Annotated in this window: 15 protein-coding genes; 10 read left to right on the forward strand and 5 right to left on the reverse strand. The window is 60.4% G+C overall.

Annotation, left to right across the window (positions count from 1 at the left end):
- Positions 1-32: 32 nt before the first annotated feature.
- From WJU18_RS02490 to WJU18_RS02505, 4 genes are read right to left on the reverse strand one after another with little or no spacing between them, the layout of a single operon-like run.
- Positions 33-1,784 carry a thiamine pyrophosphate-requiring protein gene (locus WJU18_RS02490; RefSeq protein WP_423458595.1) on the reverse strand — a complete coding sequence of 584 codons (1,752 nt, stop codon included), beginning with the start codon at positions 1,782-1,784 and terminating at the stop codon, positions 33-35.
- Positions 1,781-2,749, reverse strand: coding sequence for a Bug family tripartite tricarboxylate transporter substrate binding protein (locus WJU18_RS02495; RefSeq protein WP_423458596.1), 969 nt, complete (start codon positions 2,747-2,749; stop codon positions 1,781-1,783). Before WJU18_RS02495 ends, WJU18_RS02490 begins: the two co-directional genes overlap by 4 nt.
- Before the next feature lie 26 nt (positions 2,750-2,775).
- Positions 2,776-3,450 carry a flavin reductase family protein gene (locus WJU18_RS02500; RefSeq protein WP_423458597.1) on the reverse strand — a complete coding sequence of 225 codons (675 nt, stop codon included), beginning with the start codon at positions 3,448-3,450 and terminating at the stop codon, positions 2,776-2,778.
- Between the two features lie 15 nt (positions 3,451-3,465).
- Entirely contained in the window at positions 3,466-4,386 is a 921-nt protein-coding gene (locus tag WJU18_RS02505; RefSeq protein WP_423458598.1) for a Bug family tripartite tricarboxylate transporter substrate binding protein, read from the reverse strand.
- A 286-nt stretch (positions 4,387-4,672) separates the two neighbouring features.
- Here WJU18_RS02505 and WJU18_RS02510 point away from each other — a divergent pair, with 286 nt between their 5' ends.
- The 7 genes from WJU18_RS02510 (at position 4,673) to WJU18_RS02540 (ending at position 14,326) form a co-directional block, all read left to right on the forward strand.
- Complete coding sequence (locus tag WJU18_RS02510; RefSeq protein ID WP_423458599.1) at positions 4,673-5,779, forward strand: ABC transporter ATP-binding protein; 1,107 nt, start codon at positions 4,673-4,675, stop codon at positions 5,777-5,779.
- Positions 5,776-7,518: an ABC transporter permease gene (locus tag WJU18_RS02515; protein ID WP_423458600.1), complete on the forward strand. Its 1,743-nt coding sequence runs from the start codon at positions 5,776-5,778 to the stop codon at positions 7,516-7,518. Before WJU18_RS02510 ends, WJU18_RS02515 begins: the two co-directional genes overlap by 4 nt.
- An 8-nt stretch (positions 7,519-7,526) precedes the next feature.
- Positions 7,527-9,410, forward strand: a complete 1,884-nt coding sequence (locus WJU18_RS02520) for an AMP-binding protein (protein WP_423458601.1) — start codon at positions 7,527-7,529, stop codon at positions 9,408-9,410.
- Between the two features lie 52 nt (positions 9,411-9,462).
- A complete protein-coding gene (locus WJU18_RS02525) occupies positions 9,463-10,626 on the forward strand; it encodes a thiolase domain-containing protein (RefSeq protein ID WP_423458602.1) in 1,164 nt (387 codons plus the stop codon).
- 10 nt (positions 10,627-10,636) lie between these two features.
- Positions 10,637-11,029, forward strand: a complete 393-nt coding sequence (locus tag WJU18_RS02530; protein WP_423458603.1) for a Zn-ribbon domain-containing OB-fold protein — start codon at positions 10,637-10,639, stop codon at positions 11,027-11,029.
- A 32-nt stretch (positions 11,030-11,061) separates the two neighbouring features.
- Entirely contained in the window at positions 11,062-13,203 is a 2,142-nt protein-coding gene (locus WJU18_RS02535; RefSeq protein WP_423458604.1) for a 3-hydroxyacyl-CoA dehydrogenase NAD-binding domain-containing protein, read from the forward strand.
- A 64-nt stretch (positions 13,204-13,267) separates the two neighbouring features.
- Positions 13,268-14,326 carry an ABC transporter substrate-binding protein gene (locus tag WJU18_RS02540; protein WP_423458605.1) on the forward strand — a complete coding sequence of 353 codons (1,059 nt, stop codon included), beginning with the start codon at positions 13,268-13,270 and terminating at the stop codon, positions 14,324-14,326.
- 6 nt (positions 14,327-14,332) lie between these two features.
- On the opposite strand, the gene WJU18_RS02545 is transcribed toward WJU18_RS02540, so the two are convergent.
- The gene (locus tag WJU18_RS02545; protein ID WP_423458606.1) at positions 14,333-15,193 is read right to left on the reverse strand and encodes an IclR family transcriptional regulator; all 861 of its coding nucleotides are present in this window, start codon (positions 15,191-15,193) and stop codon (positions 14,333-14,335) included.
- Between the two features lie 221 nt (positions 15,194-15,414).
- Between WJU18_RS02545 and WJU18_RS02550 the strand changes: the two genes are divergently transcribed.
- The 3 genes from WJU18_RS02550 to WJU18_RS02560 all read left to right on the forward strand — a co-directional run bounded on the left by WJU18_RS02550 (position 15,415) and on the right by WJU18_RS02560 (position 19,094).
- Positions 15,415-16,644: a 3-hydroxyacyl-CoA dehydrogenase NAD-binding domain-containing protein gene (locus WJU18_RS02550; RefSeq protein WP_423458607.1), complete on the forward strand. Its 1,230-nt coding sequence runs from the start codon at positions 15,415-15,417 to the stop codon at positions 16,642-16,644.
- 84 nt (positions 16,645-16,728) lie between these two features.
- Positions 16,729-17,961, forward strand: a complete 1,233-nt coding sequence (locus WJU18_RS02555) for an acyl-CoA dehydrogenase family protein (RefSeq protein ID WP_423458608.1) — start codon at positions 16,729-16,731, stop codon at positions 17,959-17,961.
- Between the two features lie 149 nt (positions 17,962-18,110).
- Entirely contained in the window at positions 18,111-19,094 is a 984-nt protein-coding gene (locus tag WJU18_RS02560) for a protocatechuate 3,4-dioxygenase (RefSeq protein WP_423458609.1), read from the forward strand.
- Positions 19,095-19,125 lie beyond the last annotated feature (31 nt).

Here is a 19,125-nt window from a genome sequence, read left to right on the forward strand (position 1 = left end):
TCAAGAGCGACATACTCCAGCGGCATCCCCTCCTAGGAACCGATCACATTCAATAGAGCCTGACGCCCTGAACGTACGGCCTTGGCTGCGCGCTGAAGAGCGGGCCGCAGCTGCGCCCGCACGGTGACGCGTTCGCCGTACCCGCGCGAGGCTTCGACGTAGCGCTCGAAATCAGGTACTGGCGCTATCGACGCCAGGGGCGCCTTCCGGCCGGCCTGGGTGACAGCCGCTGTGTGCGAATCCGGGTAGACGCCCAGTGCGGCAGACTGCACGGCGCCCCAGCATTCGTTGTTGTAGACGACCGTGAGCACCGGCAAGCCATGCATCTCGGCCGCCTGATGGCAGGCTGCAGGGTTGGCGAAAAGATAGGCACCGTCGCCGAACACGCCGATGACCATGCGTCCCGGGGCTGCCTGCTGAGCCCCCAAGGCGGCTGGCATACCCCAGCCCAACCCGGCGGACGGCGGCATGCCGAAGTAGGCACCGGGCTGGATGAGATCCAGGCCGTCGCGCTGCAACGAATACTCGTTCACCACAATGGCATCAGCGGGTTTGAACTCGTTGATGCACTGAGACAGGAACGACTTATTGATGGGGGCGTTGTCGTCCGTGCCTACGGCTTGCGTCCAGCGCCGGCCGCGAACCGCAGCCAACTGGGCAGCAAGACTTTCCACGCGGTCGCGCCGGCTGCTGGTGGTTGGAGCCGCATCAGCCAAGGCCGTGTCCAAGGCGGGCAGCAGTGCCGCGACGGTGGTGGTCAATGTCACATCGGAGCGGAAAGCGCGCGAGGGATAGCGTGCGAACAGGGGATCTGTGCCCGCGTGCGCCACGAAGGTAGCGGCTGGCGGCTCGCTGCGGCCCGGAAGCCACGGGACGTCGCTTTCCAGAAACAGCAGTGCATCCGCATGCGGTGTCAGCTCAGCTACGCTGCGGCCCAGGTACAAGGGATGATCGGTCGGAAAGTTCATGACGCGGCCGTTCGCCTCAGCCACCCCAATGCCGAAGCGTTCGCACAAAGCCACCAGCGGCGCGACGGTTTCGGGGTCCGCTCCGCTGGCTGTGCAGACAATGACGGGACACATCGCCGTGGTAAAAGCTTGCGCGATCTTCCGTACGCCCTGCGCGTCCGGTGCCGGCCCGCATGGCAGCGGGAGAGGGCACGGCACGCCTGACAGCGCCGTGGGTGTAGCCGGGGTTTGCGCCAGGACTTCGCGCGGAAGCGTCAGGCTGACGGGTCCCCGGGGGTGGGTCTGGGCTATGGTGAGTGCGCGCTCGATGATGTCGCGTACCTGCAGGCCGTCGCGCAACTCGTAATCCCATTTGACCAGCTCGCGGATCATTCCGGCCTGGTCGAACATCTCCTGGGCCCAGTGGATCTCCGAATTCCGCGAACCCTTGTGGCCATGGTCATACAGCGGCGTGCGCCCGGCGGTGAACAGCATCGGTATCTGGGCCCGCGCGGCGTTCATGATTCCGCACACCGCGTTGGCTGCACCGACGCTCACGTGCAGCATGACGGCCTGTGGCCGCCCCGTCACCATGGTGTAGCCGTGGGCCATGCCAACCGCCAGATTCTCATGCACGGCCACGATGGGCACCGGATACCGTGGTGAAACATGGCCTGGCCGCTGAGCTCGGGCGTAAGCTTCTACCAGAGGTGCGGTATCTGTGCCCGCGCCCATGTAGAGATAATCCACGCCGTGCGCGCCCAACAGCGCGAGATAGTCTTCCGCCACTGATTCCACGGCAGCGGTGAGCGACAACGTCTTTTCCGGCGTGTTCATTGCGCTTCGATTCCCGCGTCGCGCAGCAGCTTCTGCCAGCGAGGGCCTTCGGTCTTTACATAGGCATCGGTCTCCGCGGGTGTCATTTGGACGGTGGCCGCACCGGTTTCTTCAGTTGCCGCCTTGAAATCCGGCTCGTTGATGACTTCGGCCGTCTTCGCGTACAGGAAGTCGATGACCGGCTTCGGGGTACCGGAGGGAACCCAAAACCCTACCCAACTGGAGAGCTCGAAGCCGGGCAGCGTTTCGGCTACCGTTGGAACCTGGCTCCATTTGCCCGGGAGCCGTTTGGCCGAGGTGAACGCGAACACGTGCAGCTTGCCCGATTCGACCAATGGTTGAAGCCCGCTCAGTGCGTTGATGCCCATGCTCAGGCTGCCGCCGATCACGTCGGTGGGAATGTTGGCGCCGCTGTAGCGGGCATAAGGCTGCTCGATGCCCGCTTGCTTCTGGAGCATCTTGTTGATCACTTCCTGCGTGATCGCCGCGCCCCCAATGGGGTGTTTGCCCGGTTCCTTGCGCATGCGCTCCAGCATCCCTGCCAGGCCCAGCTTGCCGTCCTCGGGGCGCCCGATAAGGATCATCGGCGATTCGTAGGTGACCGCGATGGCCGAGAAGTCCTTGATGGGGTCGTAGGCGATCTTCTTGAAAAGATAGGGGGCCGCGGCCAGTGAGGAGTTGCTGCCATATACCATGGTGTAGCCATCAGGCTTGGCGCGCGCGGCCTGCGCCATGCCGATGGTGGTCAGGGCCCCAGGACGATTCTCGATTACGACTTTCTGGCCGACCTTCGTACCGAATCGCTCCGCGAACCGGCGTGAGTACTGGTCCGGGGGCGATCCCGGTGCATAGGGCACGATCAGGGTAATCGGCTTGGATGGAAAGGTGTCGGCGTTCGCGGGTATGGCCAGGGTGGCGGCGACACTTGCGGCAGCCAGCACGAATATGCAAGCAGGGTTTTGCATGATTGAATCCCTTTGCGAAGTCGGGCTCAGGGGTGAACAGAAAGCCGGCCAACGGCCGGGCCTTCCATATCACTGATTCCAAGGGGGTCGCGGTGGGGCGGCACCATGGTGAACGTACTTTCCACGCTGGTGTAGTCCAGGTAACCCAGGCGGGCCAAGGGGCGAATGCGTACGATGTCCAGCTTGCCGTTGGTGTCGATGGCTTCGTCATCGATGTGAATCGCCACCACGCGACCAAACACGACATCGACGGCCGCTGAACCGTTGCCAGGCAGACTGACGGTTTGCATATAGCGGCACTCGAAATGCACGGGCGACGAGGCTACACGGGGAGGCTTGACGATCCGGGAGGGCAAGCGCTCGAGGCCGACTTTCTCCATTTCGTCAATACCCCAGGGAAAGTCTTGCGACGATCTATTGACCGCATCCCGTTGCGCATATGTGGCCATGTTCCAGACGAACTCTCCTGTATCCTGGGCGTTCCGCACCGTGTCCTTGGGATCTCCATTGGATCTCTTGTTGCCGGCGAACATGACCATGGGTGGGTCGTAGCTCACGTTCTGGAACTGGCTGTACGGCGCCAGGTTACCGATGCCGTCGCGGCTGAGGGTTGAGATCCAGCCGATCGGGCGGGGTACCACGCAAGACTTGAATGGGCGATAAGGGAGGTTGTGATCAGTGATTCCTGGCTCGTAGTACATGATGGGCCTCGTGGTTTACTGGGGTTCGATGCCGACGCTCTTCAACAACTTTTCCCAACGAGGTCCCTCGGTTCTGACAAAGGCGTCGGATTCCTCGGGAGTCATGAATATGGTCCGAGCTCCCGTGTCTTCGCTGCGCCTCGAAAATTCAGCATCCTTGAGGATCTCGGTGGTCTTGGCGTGCAGGTAATTGACGATCGGTTTTGGGGTCCCCGCGGGCACCCAGAAGCCCACCCAGCTCGACAACTCGAAGCCTGGTAGCGTCTCTGCGACCGTTGGGATGTCCTTCCACTTGCCGGGCAATCGTGTGGCGGAAGTAGAAGCAAATACGTGCAGCTTCTTGTCCTCGACCAAGGCAACGACACCGGACAGCGCGCTGATGGCCATGTCCAGCTGGCCTCCTATCAGATCAGTATTCAAATTGGGATTGCTGTAGCGGGCGTAAGGCTGATCGATTCTGGCCTGCGTTTGAAGCATCTTGTTGATGACTTCCTGTGTGATCGCACCACCACCGATGGGGTGTTTACCAGGTTCCTTGCGCATGCGTTCAAGCATGCCCGCGAGGCCAATCCTGGCGTCCTCGGGACGCCCAAGAAGAATCATGGGGGAGTCCTGAGTGACTGCGATAGCGGAGAAGCTCTTGATGGGGTCGTACTGCAGCGTCTTGAAAAGCCAGGGCGCGGCGGCCAATGACGAGTTGCTTCCGTAGACCACGGTATAGCCGTCGGGCTTGGCTCGCGCCGCTGCGCCCATGCCGATGGTCGTCAGAGCACCCGGACGGTTCTCCACGATGACGGACTGTCCGACCTTGGCCTTGAGCTTCTCGGCAAACAAGCGGGTGTACTGATCCGGTGGAGATCCGGGAGCGTAGGGAACGATGAAAGTGATCTGCTTTGACGGGTACTTGCTGCCCTCCTCGGCATGGGCGCTCAGCATGCAAGAGCTCGCGGCAAACGCGATACACATAGCCCGTCCGATCGATCGAAACGTGCACAGATATGAATCATCGGCAGGTGGCATAGATGTCTCCATGGTGTCAGAAACTTGTTCTCGTAGATTTGAAAATTGAAATATTATTCTGTTTTAGAGGTTGTGCATAGAGGAGGAGGCTCTATCCGTCGCCAAGTCCTCTTGCGATATGAAGAAAAAACAGAATAAAATTTCAAAAAACAGTTCGGCGGCATTTGTGTATGCAGCGCTGCTGAATCAAAAGGAGACATTCATGCCACAGGTTCAGCTCGAGGCTGTCACCAGGCGCTTCAATGGCGTCCCGGCGGTCGACAACATCAATCTCCACTTGAGCGACGGCGCCTTCGTGACGCTGCTTGGGCCGAGCGGATGTGGAAAAACCACCACCCTGCGCATGATCGCGGGCCTGGAGTACAACGACACCGGTCGAATCCGGATCGGCGACCGGGTAGTAAGCGATGCTGCAGCTGGCGTCTTTCTTCCGCCGGATCAGCGGGACCTCGGCATGGTGTTCCAGTCGTATGCCATCTGGCCGCACATGACGGTGTTCGAGAACGTGGCTTATCCGCTGGCGGCTAGGCGCGCGCCCGCCGCCAGCATCGCCAGCCAGGTTCATAAGGCCCTCGAGATGGTGGAAATGGCCGCTTACGCCGATAGGCCCGCTCCGGCGCTGAGTGGCGGCCAACAGCAGCGTGTAGCTATCGCGCGCGCGCTGGTGTCCCAGCCCCAAGTTCTTCTGATGGACGAGCCTCTGTCCAACCTTGATGCGAAGCTGCGAGAGCAGATGCGAGTGGAATTGCGCGAACTGCAAAGAAGGTTGGGCATCACCACGATTTATGTCACGCACGATCAGCGCGAAGCCATGGAGCTGTCGGACTATGTCGTCGTCATGCATGGAGGCCGCGTCATGCAGGCGGGAAGTCCTAGAGAGGTCTATCACAGACCGTCCAGCGGCGGGGTGGCCGCGTTCATGGGCTCACCCAATCTGCTGTCTGCCGAGGTGACGGATGCCCAAGCGGGAGGCGAAGGCACGATCCTCAAGGTGCTGGGTGATGGCTGGCAAGGCCAATGCCGTGGGGCCGATGGCATCCGCGCAGGCGACAAGGTGACCGTGATCGTGCGTACCGAATCGATCGCGCCTGCAGGAATGCGGCCTGCATGTGCCGAGGACATCACATGGAGCGGGGAGATCGTCAGCGCCTCGTATCAAGGACCTTCCTACACGATCCGCGTGTCCATACCAGGGGCCACCTTGCAGGCGGAAGTCGATGCGCAATATCAACCACGTGTCGGGGAGCGGATCGCCTTGATCACCAACGCCGCCCACGCGTGGGCTGTGCCGATGGGGGGCATGCAATGACCGGCTCTCAGGCTGCGCTGTCTCCGCTCAATATGGGGCCGGTGACTGCCCTGAGAGGGCATGTGGCTCTGCGCCGTGGGGCCATCGTGGCATTGCTGGCGTTGTTGCTTGCCTTTCTTACGCTGTATCCGCTCCTCATGCTGCTGTATGGCAGTTTCCATACGGCGCCGCCCGGTGAGCAAGGGGTCTTCTCGCTGGATGGCTATCGTCACATGTTGACGGGCGAGAACTTCGCCGTGCTAATGAATACCGTGGCGATCTCGCTGACCAAGACCGTGTTGTCTCTGCTGATTGCGGCGGCACTGGCGTTCCTGGTAGCCCGAACCGACGTGCCCATGCGGGGGCCGTTGGAGATACTGATCACGCTGCCCTTCTTCATTCCGCCCATCCTCACGGCCATGGCCTGGGGCATGCTCGGTAATCCCCAGATTGGGACGATCAACTTGATGTGGAAGTGGATCTCCGGTAGTGAGAATGCGCTCTTCAACGTGTACTCGTGGGGCGGTGTGGTCTGGCACATGATGCAGTACTCGATTCCGTTCCTGTTTCTGCTGCTGGTAGACGCGTTCCGTGCCGTCGATCCCTCACTGGAGGAGAGCAGCCGGACCAGCGGGGCAGGTGCCTTGAGGACCATGCGCCGGATCACGCTCCCGCTGCTGTTGCCTATCCTGAGCAGCTTGTTCGTACTGTCGTTCATTCGAGGCATCGAATCATTCGAGTCGCCGATGTTCTTTGGCACCCCTGCGGGTATAGAGGTCATTACCACCCGCATCTATCACCTCATCAATCATCAGACGGTGCCTGACTACCAGACGGTGACAGCCATGTCGTTGGGTATCGTGGTGCTGATGATGCTGATCGTGATCTGGCAGCGCCGTTTGTTTGGGGGGCGCAACTTCCAGACCATCACGGGCAAGGGGTTTCGGCCGCGCTTGGTGAGGCTGGGCGCATGGCGTTGGCCGGCCTTCGCTTTCTGCATGCTGTTTTTCGTGCTCACGGTGCTCATGCCGGTCGGGCAATTGCTATTGGGCAGCTTCTTTCAGTTTGTCGGCTTCTACCAGGCCGACATGTTGACCACCAAACACTATGTGTCGGTCTGGGAAAACGCTGTGTTCTGGCGCGCGCTGGCTAACACCGGACTGCTGGGGGTGACGGCTGCTACGGCCACCATGGTGTTGGGCGCGGTGGTGGCCTATATAGGCGTGCGAACCAGGTGGCGCGGCCGGAACCTGCTGGAAACGCTAGCTTGGTTGCCTTGGTTCATGCCGGGCATGGTGTTGGGTGTAGGTTTTCTGTGGGCGTTCTCGCTGCTGCCGAGCTGGATCCACATCTATGGCACCGTCTGGGCGCTTTTCCTTGCCTATGTAGCACTGGGATCGCCGCTGGCCGCGCGGGTGATGTCGGCGTCGTTCATGCAGATCTCGCAAGATCTCGAGGAATGCTCGCGGGCCCACGGTGCAAGCTGGAATCGGACATTCTGGCGGATTCTCGTTGCACTGGCCTGGCCGTCATTCGCGGCGGGTTGGGTATTGACCTTTTTCATGGTGCTGCGCGAGCTCAGCGCGTCCGTCCTGCTGTACTCGGCGGGCAGCGAAGTGCTTTCGGTTGTCATGATGCGCTTGTGGATGGACGGCAAGGCCGAGGAAGTCAGCGTCATCGGTCTGCTCATGCTGCTGTTGGTACTGCTGTTCCGCTTTGTCGAGTTGCGCCTGGTCAAGCGCCGTATCAGCACGTTCTGAGGGTTGCCATGAACAGTATCGTTACTCTGACACCGGAAGAGGTTACACGCGCACCTTATCGGCCACTGAATGCCCCGGAGCCAGCTGTGGATGTGCAGCACCGCGCCGATGGAAGCATGGTGCTCACTTGCCCCTACGCGCTTGGACCCGTTGCCAACGACGCTGTGGCGTGGCTGCGCCAATGGGCAGATACCGATCCGCATCGGGTGATGCTCGCCGAACGGGATATGGCGAGTGGAGACTGGAGACGCGTGAGCTACGGCAAAGCGCGTTCGCAGGCGGACGCCATTGGCCAGGCATTGCTTGACATGGGCCTTCGTTGCGGCGACAGCCTTGCCATTCTTTCGGCCAACTCGCTGGAGCATGCGGTCATGGCTTTGGGTGCGATGACCGTAGGTGTGATCGCTGTTCCGATTGCGCCGGCCTACTCGCTCATAGGCAAGACCCTGGCCAAGCTGGCGCATGTGGCTGATGTCGCGATGCCCAAGGCTGTCTTCGCCCAGAATGGTGAGAGATTTGCGCCAGCCTTGAAACTGATGCATGAGCGCAACGCGCAACTCATCGTTGCCGAAGGCGAATTGGCATTAGCCCACCACCGTTTCGAGACGCTCACAGCCACTGTCGCCACGTCCGAAGTGGATGCGGCCTATGCCCAAGTGGGGCCGGATACCATCGCAAAGATTCTGTTCACCTCGGGCTCCACGGGGCAACCCAAAGGTGTCGTCAACACGCACCGCATGATGTGCGTGAACCAGGCGATGACCGCGGCATTGCGCACGGGCGTCTCGGATCAACCTCCTGTCACGCTGTCCTGGTTGCCATGGAACCACACCATGGGTGGCAACGCCCTGTTCAACCGCAACATGCGTCTCGGCGGAACGCTGTATTTGGACGATGGCCGCCCTTTGCCAGGTGAGTTTCAGCGAACGATCCGCAACCTTCGCGAGGTTCTGCCTTCTACCTTCTCGAACGTTCCCGCGGCGTTTGCCATGCTCGCGGACGAACTGGAAGCGGACCCGGCGTTCAATCGCGCTTTCTTCGGAAACCTGGAAGCGCTGTCCTATGCGGCAGCTGCGTTGCCTGACGAATTGTGGCATCGGATACAACGCCTGGCCGTGCAAGGCTCAGGTATGCGGGTGCCTTTCACGTCGGGATATGGCAGCACCGAGACAGCGCCGATGATCACCACGCTCTACTGGATTGCCGAAGGCGCCAGTCTGATCGGCTTGCCGGCACCCGGCGTGGAGGTCAAGCTTGCCCCCGTCGCTGACGGACGTTATGAGTTGCGGGCGCGAGGGCCGAACGTCACGCCAGGGTACTACGGCCAACCCGAGTTGACCGCACAGGCGTTTGATGAAGAGGGCTTCTTCTGCATGGGCGATGCGGCGAGGTTTGTCAATGCCTCGGATCCGTCGCAGGGTTTGTTCTTCGCAGGCAGGGTGAAAGAGGATTTCAAGCTTCTGACCGGCACCTGGGTAGCCACGGGGCCTCTGCGGGCTGCCGTGCTGGATGCGCTGGCCCCGTTGGTGCAGGATCTGGTGATCACTGGCCACGATAAGCCGTGGTTGGGAGCCTTGATCTGGCCTTCTCTGCAGGCGTGCCGGCGCCTCATGGGTGAACCGCAGGCCTCGCTTGCGCAGGCTGCGGCTTCTCCCGCAGTACGGGCAGCAATGGCTGCGGGACTGGCGCGCCACAACCGGGCCTATTCCGGTTCTTCTACTCGCATGCTGCGCGCGCTTCTGTTGACCGAGCCGCCATCAACGGAAGACGGCGAGATCAATGAAAAGGCCTACGTCAATCAATCAGCGGTGCTCTCACGCCGCCAGGACCTGGTGGCCCAACTGTATGCCGAGCCGCTGGCCGACGGCGTGCTGCTGCCTTCACCGGACTGACGGCTTCATCCAGATTCGTTATTCCATCCTTTTCCATGAGCGGACACAGACAATGAGCATCAAAGGCGCGGCCTATATTGCCGGAATCTATGAACACCCCACGCGCAAGGCCACTGATATTGCCCTGGCGCAACTGCACGCCGAATTGGCCAAGGGCGCGCTTGACGATGCCGGCCTTTCTCTTGCCGATGTGGACGGCTTCTTCTGCGCTGGAGACGCTCCTGGACTTGGTCCCCTGTCCATCGCGGACTATCTGGGCCTGAGACTGCGCTATATGGATACCACGGAAACCGGCGGATCCTCGTACATGATCCACGTGCATCATGCCGCCCAGGCTATCGCTCAGGGAAAGTGCGAGGTGGCCTTGGTCACGCTGGGAGGACGTCCCCGCTCGGAAGGCATGGGATCGGGCCTGGGTAACAGTCTGGACAAGTATCCGGAGAGCCAGTTCGAGCGCCCTTTCGCTCCGGCGATTCTCAACTTGTACGCCATGGTGGCTCAGCGCCATATGTATGAGTTCGGCACCACGAGCGAGCAACTCGCCTGGATCAAGGTGGCGGCGTCGCACCATGCGCAGCACAACCCAAACGCCATGTTGCGCAATGTAGTAACCGTAGACGAGGTGCTGAACTCGCCGTTGGTTGCCGATCCGCTACACAAGCTGGACTGCTGCGTCATCAGTGACGGTGGCGGGGCGCTCGTGATCACGACGCCTGAGATCGCCAGATCACTCAAGAGGCCGCGCGTGCGGGTTCTTGGATGCGGCGAAGCGAACAAGACGCAGAACGGTGGGGAGATCGATATTACCTACTCGGGTGCCGTCTGGTCGGGGCCCGCGGCATTCGCTGAAGCGGGCGTGAAACCCTCGGACATCAAGTATGCCTCGATCTACGACAGTTTCACCATCACTGTGCTTGTGCAGTTGGAAGACCTGGGTTTCTGCAAAAAGGGTGAGGGCGGAAGGTTTGTGGCAGAGGGAAATCTGATCTCCGGCGTGGGTAAGCTGCCTTTCAACACGGATGGGGGTGGACTGTGCAGCAATCACCCGGGTAACCGTGGCGGTATGACCAAGATCATCGAAGCGGTGCGCCAAGCCCGGGGCGAGGCGCATCCTGCTGTCCAGGTGCCGAACTGCGATCTCGTGCTGGCCCATGGCACCGGAGGCATGCTGGCCACCCGGCATGGCAGCGCCACCATCATCCTCGAGAGAGAGTAAGGAAGACATCATGGCTGCGATTCCCGACCGCAAGATCACCCCACCTGTCCAAACCCCCGAGACCACTTCCTTCTGGAGCGCAGCCAGCGAAGGCCGCCTGCTATTGCGCCGCTGCACGGTTTGTCGGAAGCCGCATTTCTATCCGCGCACGTTGTGCCCATTCTGCTTGGGAAAGACGGATTGGGAACAAGCCAGCGGCCGCGGTGAAATCTATTCGTACTCGATCATGCGCCATGCACCACAGCCTTACGTGATTGCTTACGTAAGGCTCGATGAGGGGCCCACCATGATGACCAATGTCGTCGATTGCGACTTCGACGATGTGCGCATCGGCCAGAAAGTGCGTCTCGTCTTCAAATCCAGCGATGGTGGCCCGGACGTGCCCATGTTCACCCTCGCCTGAATTTTTTTCATTCCTTCTACTTGAAAGCACCCATGACCAGAATCAATGAAATCGTCACGCTCGCGCGCCAGGGCAACGTCTCAGTCGTCACTCTCAATAATCCTCCTGTCAATGCCTTGTCTCATGCACTGCGCGAGGGTTTGCTGAACGCGATCGCGCACGCTGGCCGCGACAAGGAGAGTGCCGCCATCGTGATCGTTTGCGAGGGCCAGACTTTCGTCGCGGGAGCGGACATCACCGAGTTCGGCAAACCTCCCAAGGATCCCCGCATCAATGCGGTGATCAGCGCCATCGAGGAGAGCCCGAAGCCCGTCGTGGCGGCGATGCATGGCACCGTGTTGGGGGGTGGGCTCGAGTTGGCACTGGGATGCCACTACCGCATAGCCGTGCCATCGGCACGATTCGGGTTTCCCGAGGTCAATCTGGGAATCATTCCCGGCGCGGGCGGCACGCAGCGGTTGCCACGCATCGTGGGCGTGGAGCGTGCCATCGAGATGATCACTTCAGCCAGCCAGATCTCTGCAGCGCAAGCCAGAGAGGCGGGATTGCTTGACGAGGTCGTGCTGGGTGAGTTGTTGGCGGGGGCCTTGGCTTTCGCGCAGAAGCTCGTGACAGAGAATCGTCCGCTCAAACGCGTACGAGACCGTGACGAAATGCTGAAGCCCGTACGGGGAAATACCGAGCTGTTCGCCAAGGCTCGCCAGAGCGTGGGCCGCAAGGCACGCGGCCTGAAGGCGCCCCTTGCCGCCATCGATGCCATCGAAGCCGCGGTCAATCTACCGTTCGAGCAGGCGCTGCAGCGCGAGCGCGAGATCATCATGGCGCAGGTCGGCTCCGACCAATCGAAGGCACTACGCTACTTCTTCTTCGCAGAGCGCGAAGCAGCCAAGATTCCCGGTGTGGATACCTCCAATCAACCCAAGGTCATGCAGGCTGCGGTTATCGGAGCAGGCACCATGGGCGGCGGCATCGCGATGAGTTTTGCCAATGCCGGCATTGCTGTCACGCTGATCGATGTGAGCGAGCAGGCCTTGGAGAAAGGCATCGGCATCATCCAAAAGAACTACGAGAATACGGCCAAGCGCGGAGGCATGAGCGAGGCGGACGTGGGCAAGCGCATGGGCCTGATCACGCCATCCACGAAGCTGGCAGACGTAGCTGGCGCCGAAGTGATCGTTGAGGCGGTGTTCGAGAACACGCAACTCAAGAAGACTGTTTTTGCCGAGATCGACCGTCATGCGCAGCCTGGAGCCATCCTGGGTACCAACACTTCCACGCTGGACATTGATGACATTGCCAGTGCGACGAAGCGGCCAGAAAGCGTGATCGGCCTGCATTTTTTCAGCCCAGCCAATGTGATGAAGCTGCTGGAAGTGGTGCGCACCGGGAAAACCGCACCCGCAATCGTCGCTCGCTCCATGGCCCTCGGCCGCCAGATGCGCAAGGTGCCCGTGCTGGTGGGCACTTGCGATGGTTTTGTCGGGAACCGCATTCTCCGCGCGCGCAGCAAGCAAGCTGAGCAGATCATCATGTATGGAGGCTTCCCGCATCAGGTCGATGGTGTGCTGCAGGAATTCGGTTTTCCTATGGGGGTATTCGCCATGGGCGACATGGCCGGGCTCGATATCGGCTGGCGTATCCGGCAGGAGCGCGGCTTGAAGTCCCCGGTGGCAGACGCGTTGTGCGAGATGGGCCGGTTGGGCCAGAAGACAGGCGCCGGCTACTACCGCTACGATCCACAAAACCCCGCTGGCGCACGCACGCCCATCGTGGACCCCATGGTCAACGAGCTGATCGTCAAGGCTTCGAACGACGCCGGTATCGAACGCAAGGAGATGAACAATGACCTGGTTCGCGAGCGCTTGCTCTACCCCATGATCAACGAGGCCGCGAAGATCCTTGAAGAGGGCGTGGCGCTGCGCGCGAGCGACATCGACGTAATCTGGATCTATGGCTACGGCTGGCCCCGCTACCGGGGAGGGCCGATGCATTATGCCGACGCGATAGGCCTGAGAGCAGTTCGCGATCGCCTGCGGGAGTTCGAGCGCGAGTTCGGGGAGGCGTTTAAACCTGCTGCGCTGCTCGACCGTCTGGCTGATGAAGACAAGACCTTTGCGGAATATACGGCTGAAGTCAAGGCGGGAGCCGCAAAGCTGGAGCCCGCCGCGGCTTGATTTCGAGCGCTGGTGTGAACATGCGCCAGCTCATTCCTGAAGGAAAAATCAAGGAGACACTCGCATGGTATTTCTGAATCGCCGCCGTTTCAATGGCGCCGTGCTGGCTGGTGGCGCATTGGCCACGGGCGTTCGCGCTCAAGGACCTGCAACCGCTCCTGCCGCAGGAGCTCCTGTTTCAACGAAGGCATGGGAAGAGGTAGTAGCTGCAGCCAGGAAGGAGGGTAAGCTCGTTCTATATAGCGGCGCGGCGACCCCCAAGACATTGGGCCCCGTCATGGAGTCCTTCGAGAAGCGCTACGGTATCAAGGTGGACTTGCTGTTCGGCCGTCCGAGCGAAATTCGCGAGCGGGTACGTGCAGAGCAGGCGGCTGGCCGCGTACACGCCGATCTGTCCATGGACGGGCCTACCATCAATCAGCCGAGTTTCATCGGCTCCTACGTGCCTCATGAAGGAATTCCCAATAGCAGCAAGCTGGTAAGTCCCTTCGTGGATGACGGCCGGCTGCTGCCCGTGGGCATTGGGCGCCAGACGGTATTGATGAATACACGTCTGGTCAAGCCTGCCGATGAGCCCAGGAGCTGGTTCGATCTTCTCGATCCCAAGTGGAAGGGGAAGATCGTCACGGACGATCCCCGCAGTCCCGGATCCGGTAGCCTTGTCTACGATGTGCTGAATGAAAAGCTGGGACCTCAGTATCTGCAAAAGCTCGTATCGCAGAATCTGGTCGTCTCCACGGATATTTCACTCAATGAGCGTCGTGTGGCTCAGGGTGAGTTCGCGTTTTTCATTCCCTTCCGCATTCAAAGCGTTCCGAATCTGCGCGGCCTGCCCGTCAAGGCCATGACAGCCAAGGAAGGAGATGTCTACATTGTCATGACACTGCAGCGAGTGAAGAATGCATCGAGGCCCAACGCCGCGCGGCTATTCATGAATCACTTCCTGGATTCTCCGACGCAGAAGCATCTCCTGGAGACAGCTTATGGCAGTGTCACAGGCGAGAGCGATGCCCAGTTGCCCGAGGATCTGAAAGCCATCAACAGAGGCCCGTTGCTGGGGGCTTCCGAACCTCAAGGTCTGGATGAGCGTCGCAAAGCCTTCGCGGCCTTGTTCGTGAAATGACACGTCCTAGTTGGATGGATACATGGGATCCGGTGTGCCTCGGAGCAGCCGCTCGCGAACCTGCTCGGTCATCTCGATCAATCTCTTGCCGATGCGTGCCATGCGCGCTGGCGTTTGCAGATGCGCCGGGCCCTGCGAGTTGAAAGCCATGAAGTTGCCTGAATCTCCCCACACGAAGGGCACGGCAACCGTGTTCGTCAGCTTGGCGAACGTTCCGACGGCAAAGCAGTATCCGTACTTCTGGTATTGCTCCATAGCCACTTCCAGCTCTTCCCACAAGGCTTTCCAGTCCTTCGGATAATAGAGTTGCATTAGTTCGAGCACCGCCCTTTGCTGCTCCGGAGGCATGGCAGCAACACAGGCGCGCCCCATGGCCGTACGTACGACAGGCACGCGGAATCCCACTCGCTGCCGCCGGTTCGATTTCGGGTCGCCAGGCGCATACTCGAGATAGAGCATGCTCAGGCCTTCATTGACACCCAGACCGACATTGGTGCTCGTTTCAGTCGCCAGCTCGAGCATTAGCGGACGTGCCGCGGACGGGACCACCTGCTTGGCAATATAGGGATAGGCCAGTCCAACCACCCCGGCGGCGACCTCGTACTTGCCAAGCTCTTCGCGATAGCGCAGGTAACCCAGTTGTGTCAGCGTGTAGGTTAGCCGGGAGACCGTGGGTTTGGGAATGCCGGTGCGTTCGGCGATGTCTGCGTTGGCCAGATAGCGCTGATCAATATGAAAGGATCGCAGGATGGCCAGGCCGCGAGCCAGAGCGCTGTTGAAGCGCGGATCATCGTCCTCGATCTTCAGCTGGAGCCCTTCTGAATAGTCGGGGACAACGACTTTATCCTTGCGGCTAGGACGACCCATGGCGCTCCTTCAGTATCTTTTCAAGTTGATGAATTTTAATGGAATAAGTGTTCAGAAAAGTTGACCAGGATCAGCATTGGTGAGGACGGAGGACGGCTTGCGCAGCGGCATTCCTGCCTGAAATGCTGGTCAAAAGATCTTGCTAAATTTAGAAAATGAAATTATATTTTAATAATAGAAATTGATACTGGTCGCCCTGGCGGCATCGAGGTAGCGCCAACATGAAGACGTCAGTGAGCAATGCAGTGGTCATCGGTGCGGGCACTATGGGGCGGGGCATTGCCATGTGCCTTGTGGATGCCAACATCTCCACCTGCCTTATGGACGTAGACCAAGGTCGGCTGGAGTCGGCCATGGCTTCAGTGAGACGCACCTACGAGGGGCAGGTCCGGCGGGGAAGCCTCACGGATAGCGACATGGCGGCACGGCTGGCGATTCTTCATCCTATGCGGGATGACGTTGGACTGGAGACAGCTGATCTGGTGATAGAGGCGGCCGTGGAAGATATGAGCGTCAAGACCGCAATCTTCCGGAAGCTGGACGCGTGCACGCGGCCGGGCACCATCCTCGCTACCAACACTTCCGCCCTTGATGTGGATGCCATTGCTGCCGTCACTGGAAGGGCGGCGGATGTGATTGGGATGCACTTTTTCAGCCCGGCGCATCGCATGCGATTGCTGGAAGTGGTGCGCGGCGCGGCTACTTCGCCGAAGATCGTTGAAGCTGTTCTTTCATTGGGCCGACGGCTCGGAAAGGTCGCTGTCGTCTCCGGCGTGTGCGACGGGTTCATCGGCAATCGGATACTCGCCCGCTACCAGGCGGCGGCCAGCTTCATGGTTGCGCAAGGCGCGTCGCCGAGGCAGGTAGATGACGCCCTTCAGGCGTTTGGTTTCGCACTGGGACCGTTGCGCATGACCGACCTGGCCGGCTTGGATATCGGGTCGGCTGGCCGCCGGCGACGCGCCAGATCCCAGCCTGGCGTACGGCATTTGATTCTCGCCGACGCGCTGGTCGATGCTGGCAGGCTGGGGCAGAAGACAGGCGCAGGCTGGTACCGCTACGACGACGGGCGAACTCCGCTACCGGACCAGAAGGTGGATGAAATCGTTCGGGCGTGGCGTGCGGAGAACGGCATCTGCCCGCGCAAGGTGTCCAGCGACGAAATCGTGGATCGGTGTCTCTTTGCCATGGCCAATGAAGGCGCGGCGATCGTCGCTGAGGGCATTGCCGCCAATGAGGCTGATGTGGATGCGGTCTATCTGCACGGCTACGGTTTCCCAGGAAGCCGTGGAGGGCCGATGCAGTATGCGCGCGAAGTGGGCGTGAGCCAAGTGGCGGAGGCTCTCCGTGGCTTCGCCGGGACAGCCGGTGAATATGCCCATATCTGGGAGCCGCGGTCCGCGTTCCTGGCGCTCACTCAAGCCTCCATTGCCCTCGGGCATGTGGCATGACAACCGCCATCAGCAATTCATCAGCCAGGACCCGAGTGGCCCGGCGCAGTGTGTCGCGAATCCATCCATTTATCGAGGAAGCTAATGTATTTTGACCATTCGGAGAGAGCCAAAGGCTTGCTGACCCGGCTTCATGCTTTCATGAACGAGCACGTATATCCAGCCGAGAAAGTCTACGAGCAGCAGATGGCTGCTGCCAGGCAAGCCAGAGAGGCTTGGCAGTCCGTGCCCATCATGGAGGAACTGAAGCAAAAGGCCAGAGCGGAAGGACTTTGGAATCTCTTCCTTCCGCATTCCGCGCTGGGCGCTGGTTTGACCAACCTGGAGTATGCACCGCTATGCGAAGTCATGGGGCGTTCACCTATCGGCGCAGAGCCTTTCAATTGCTCGGCGCCGGATACCGGCAATATGGAGACACTGGAGCGCTACGGTACCCCGGAGCAACAGGAGCGGTGGCTCAAGCCGTTGCTGGCTGGGGAGATCCGCTCAGGCTTCGCGATGACTGAGCCGGCATCACCATCTTCCGACGCGACGCAGATTGCTGCACAGATAGTTCGTGAGGGCGATCACTATGTGCTGAATGGCCGGAAATGGTGGACGTCGGGTGCCAATGACGAGCGTTGTGAGATTCTTATATTCATGGGGAAAACCGATCCGGACAACCCGGATCGTCATAAGCAGCAATCCATGATCCTCGTTCCCAGGGACACGCCGGGTGTTCGGATCATTCGGCATCTGCCTGTGTTTGGCTACGATGACGCGCCGCACGGTCATGCAGAGATCGAATTCAAGGATGTCCGCGTTCCAGCGTCGAACATCCTGTTGGGTGAAGGCCGTGGGTTCGAGATTGCCCAGGGGCGGCTCGGCCCAGGGCGAATCCATCACTGCATGCGGCTGATCGGCAGGGCCGAGCGGGCGCTGGAGATGATGTGCGATCGGGCCATGTCCCGTGCGCCCTTTGGGCGACCTCTCTCCGACCAAGGGGTGACACGTGAGCGCATTGCCAATGCGCGCATCATGATCGACCAGACCAGATTGCTCGTGCTGTATGCCGCGCACCGCATGGATACCGTAGGAAACAAGGAAGCCCGCCAGGAAATCGCGATGATCAAGGTTGCCGCGCCGGCCATGGCTTGCAAGGTGATCGATTGGGCCATGCAAATTCACGGTGCAGCATCGGTTTGCGATGATTTTGGCCTTGCCCGCTCATATGCCCAGGCACGTACTACCCGCTTCGTCGACGGGCCTGACGAAGTCCATCGCAATGCGATTGCTCGTGAAGAACTGGCGCGCAGGCGGGCAAAGGTGGGGGCGTGAGCGCGGCCTCGAGCGAGGAGCGGCTGGCGCTACACCGCCGGATTGGAGCGGAAGAGGCCATCGACTACGTCACCCGAGATTTATTTTTTAACCTTGAATTGATGATTTGCCTGCTATTTCGATAGACGGGCTCTAAGCAGGAATTGAAAATGGCAAAGATTGTTCTCGGAGTAGGTACATCGCATACTCCCATGCTGAATGCCCCGGTAACCGACTGGACTCGCTTCATCGAGAGAGACAGTACGCGTGATCACCTCGACAAGGAGGGCAATCCGGTGACTTACGAGCAATTGAAGGCGCTCGCGGGGCCCGCCATGGAAGCCCAGTTGGAGCCGGGACTGCTGCACTCCCGGCACGCCGCTGCCTTGGCGCATGTCGACATGCTGGGCAAGACTTTGCGAGAAGGCCGGCTGGATGCCCTCATCGTGGTAGGGGACGATCAGAAGGAGCTGTTTCAAGACAGCAACATGCCGAGCATGCTCATCTACCATGGCGAAAGTATCCGCAACGTACCGCTCAAGGAGTCGGGCGCGCCTCAGTGGGCCAAGGACGCATCGGCACGTTATTACGAGCCCGCCAAGCCTCGCGACTATCCTGTCGATGCCGCGCTCGCGCGTCACATCATAGGCAACCTCGTCGAGGACGAGTTCGACCTCTCCATTGCGGACCAGCTTCCCGATGGATTCGGCGAGGGGCATGCTTTCGGCTTTGTGCACAACCGCTTGTTGAATGGCACCCTGATTCCGGTCGTGCCGGTGTTTCTCAACACCTACTACCCGCCCAATCAGCCGACGCCAGGGCGCTGCTATCGCCTGGGCCAGGCCATCCGGGCGGCGGTGGAGTCTTTTCCGGGGGACGCCCGTGTCGGGGTGCTTGCCTCGGGCGGTCTGAGCCATTTCACCGTGAATGAGGAGTTCGATGCCCAGGTCATCAAGGCGCTGAGGGAGAAAGACGCCGCTGCCCTTGCCGCATTGCCCCGCCGCCAACTCAACGCAGGAAACTCCGAGATCCGGAACTGGATCTGTATGGCCGGCGCCGTGGATGCCTTGTCGTTGAAATCCTTGGAATACATTCCCGCGTACCGCACGCCTGCCGGGACGGGGACGGGGCTGTGCTTCGCAGTTTGGGAGTAACGCTGGGGAGTGGCCGTCAGCAACAGCCCAA

It is taken from the genome of Ottowia sp. VDI28 (assembly GCF_049532675.1).
GTDB lineage: Bacteria > Pseudomonadota > Gammaproteobacteria > Burkholderiales > Burkholderiaceae_C > Ottowia.

Excerpts from the sequence above, each read along its gene's own strand:
- WJU18_RS02550 (WP_423458607.1), top strand. The coding sequence starts at position 15,415 with ATGAAGACGTCAGTGAGCAATGCAGTGGTCATCGGTGCGGGCACTATG.
- WJU18_RS02560 (WP_423458609.1), top strand. The coding sequence starts at position 18,111 with ATGGCAAAGATTGTTCTCGGAGTAGGTACATCGCATACTCCCATGCTG.
- WJU18_RS02545 (WP_423458606.1), bottom strand. The coding sequence starts at position 15,193 with ATGGGTCGTCCTAGCCGCAAGGATAAAGTCGTTGTCCCCGACTATTCA.
- WJU18_RS02530 (WP_423458603.1), top strand. The coding sequence starts at position 10,637 with ATGGCTGCGATTCCCGACCGCAAGATCACCCCACCTGTCCAAACCCCC.
- WJU18_RS02520 (WP_423458601.1), top strand. The coding sequence starts at position 7,527 with ATGAACAGTATCGTTACTCTGACACCGGAAGAGGTTACACGCGCACCT.
- WJU18_RS02525 (WP_423458602.1), top strand. The coding sequence starts at position 9,463 with ATGAGCATCAAAGGCGCGGCCTATATTGCCGGAATCTATGAACACCCC.
- WJU18_RS02500 (WP_423458597.1), bottom strand. The coding sequence starts at position 3,450 with ATGTACTACGAGCCAGGAATCACTGATCACAACCTCCCTTATCGCCCA.
- WJU18_RS02510 (WP_423458599.1), top strand. The coding sequence starts at position 4,673 with ATGCCACAGGTTCAGCTCGAGGCTGTCACCAGGCGCTTCAATGGCGTC.
- WJU18_RS02540 (WP_423458605.1), top strand. The coding sequence starts at position 13,268 with ATGGTATTTCTGAATCGCCGCCGTTTCAATGGCGCCGTGCTGGCTGGT.
- WJU18_RS02490 (WP_423458595.1), bottom strand. The coding sequence starts at position 1,784 with ATGAACACGCCGGAAAAGACGTTGTCGCTCACCGCTGCCGTGGAATCA.
- WJU18_RS02555 (WP_423458608.1), top strand. The coding sequence starts at position 16,729 with ATGTATTTTGACCATTCGGAGAGAGCCAAAGGCTTGCTGACCCGGCTT.
- WJU18_RS02515 (WP_423458600.1), top strand. The coding sequence starts at position 5,776 with ATGACCGGCTCTCAGGCTGCGCTGTCTCCGCTCAATATGGGGCCGGTG.
- WJU18_RS02495 (WP_423458596.1), bottom strand. The coding sequence starts at position 2,749 with ATGCAAAACCCTGCTTGCATATTCGTGCTGGCTGCCGCAAGTGTCGCC.
- WJU18_RS02535 (WP_423458604.1), top strand. The coding sequence starts at position 11,062 with ATGACCAGAATCAATGAAATCGTCACGCTCGCGCGCCAGGGCAACGTC.
- WJU18_RS02505 (WP_423458598.1), bottom strand. The coding sequence starts at position 4,386 with ATGCTGAGCGCCCATGCCGAGGAGGGCAGCAAGTACCCGTCAAAGCAG.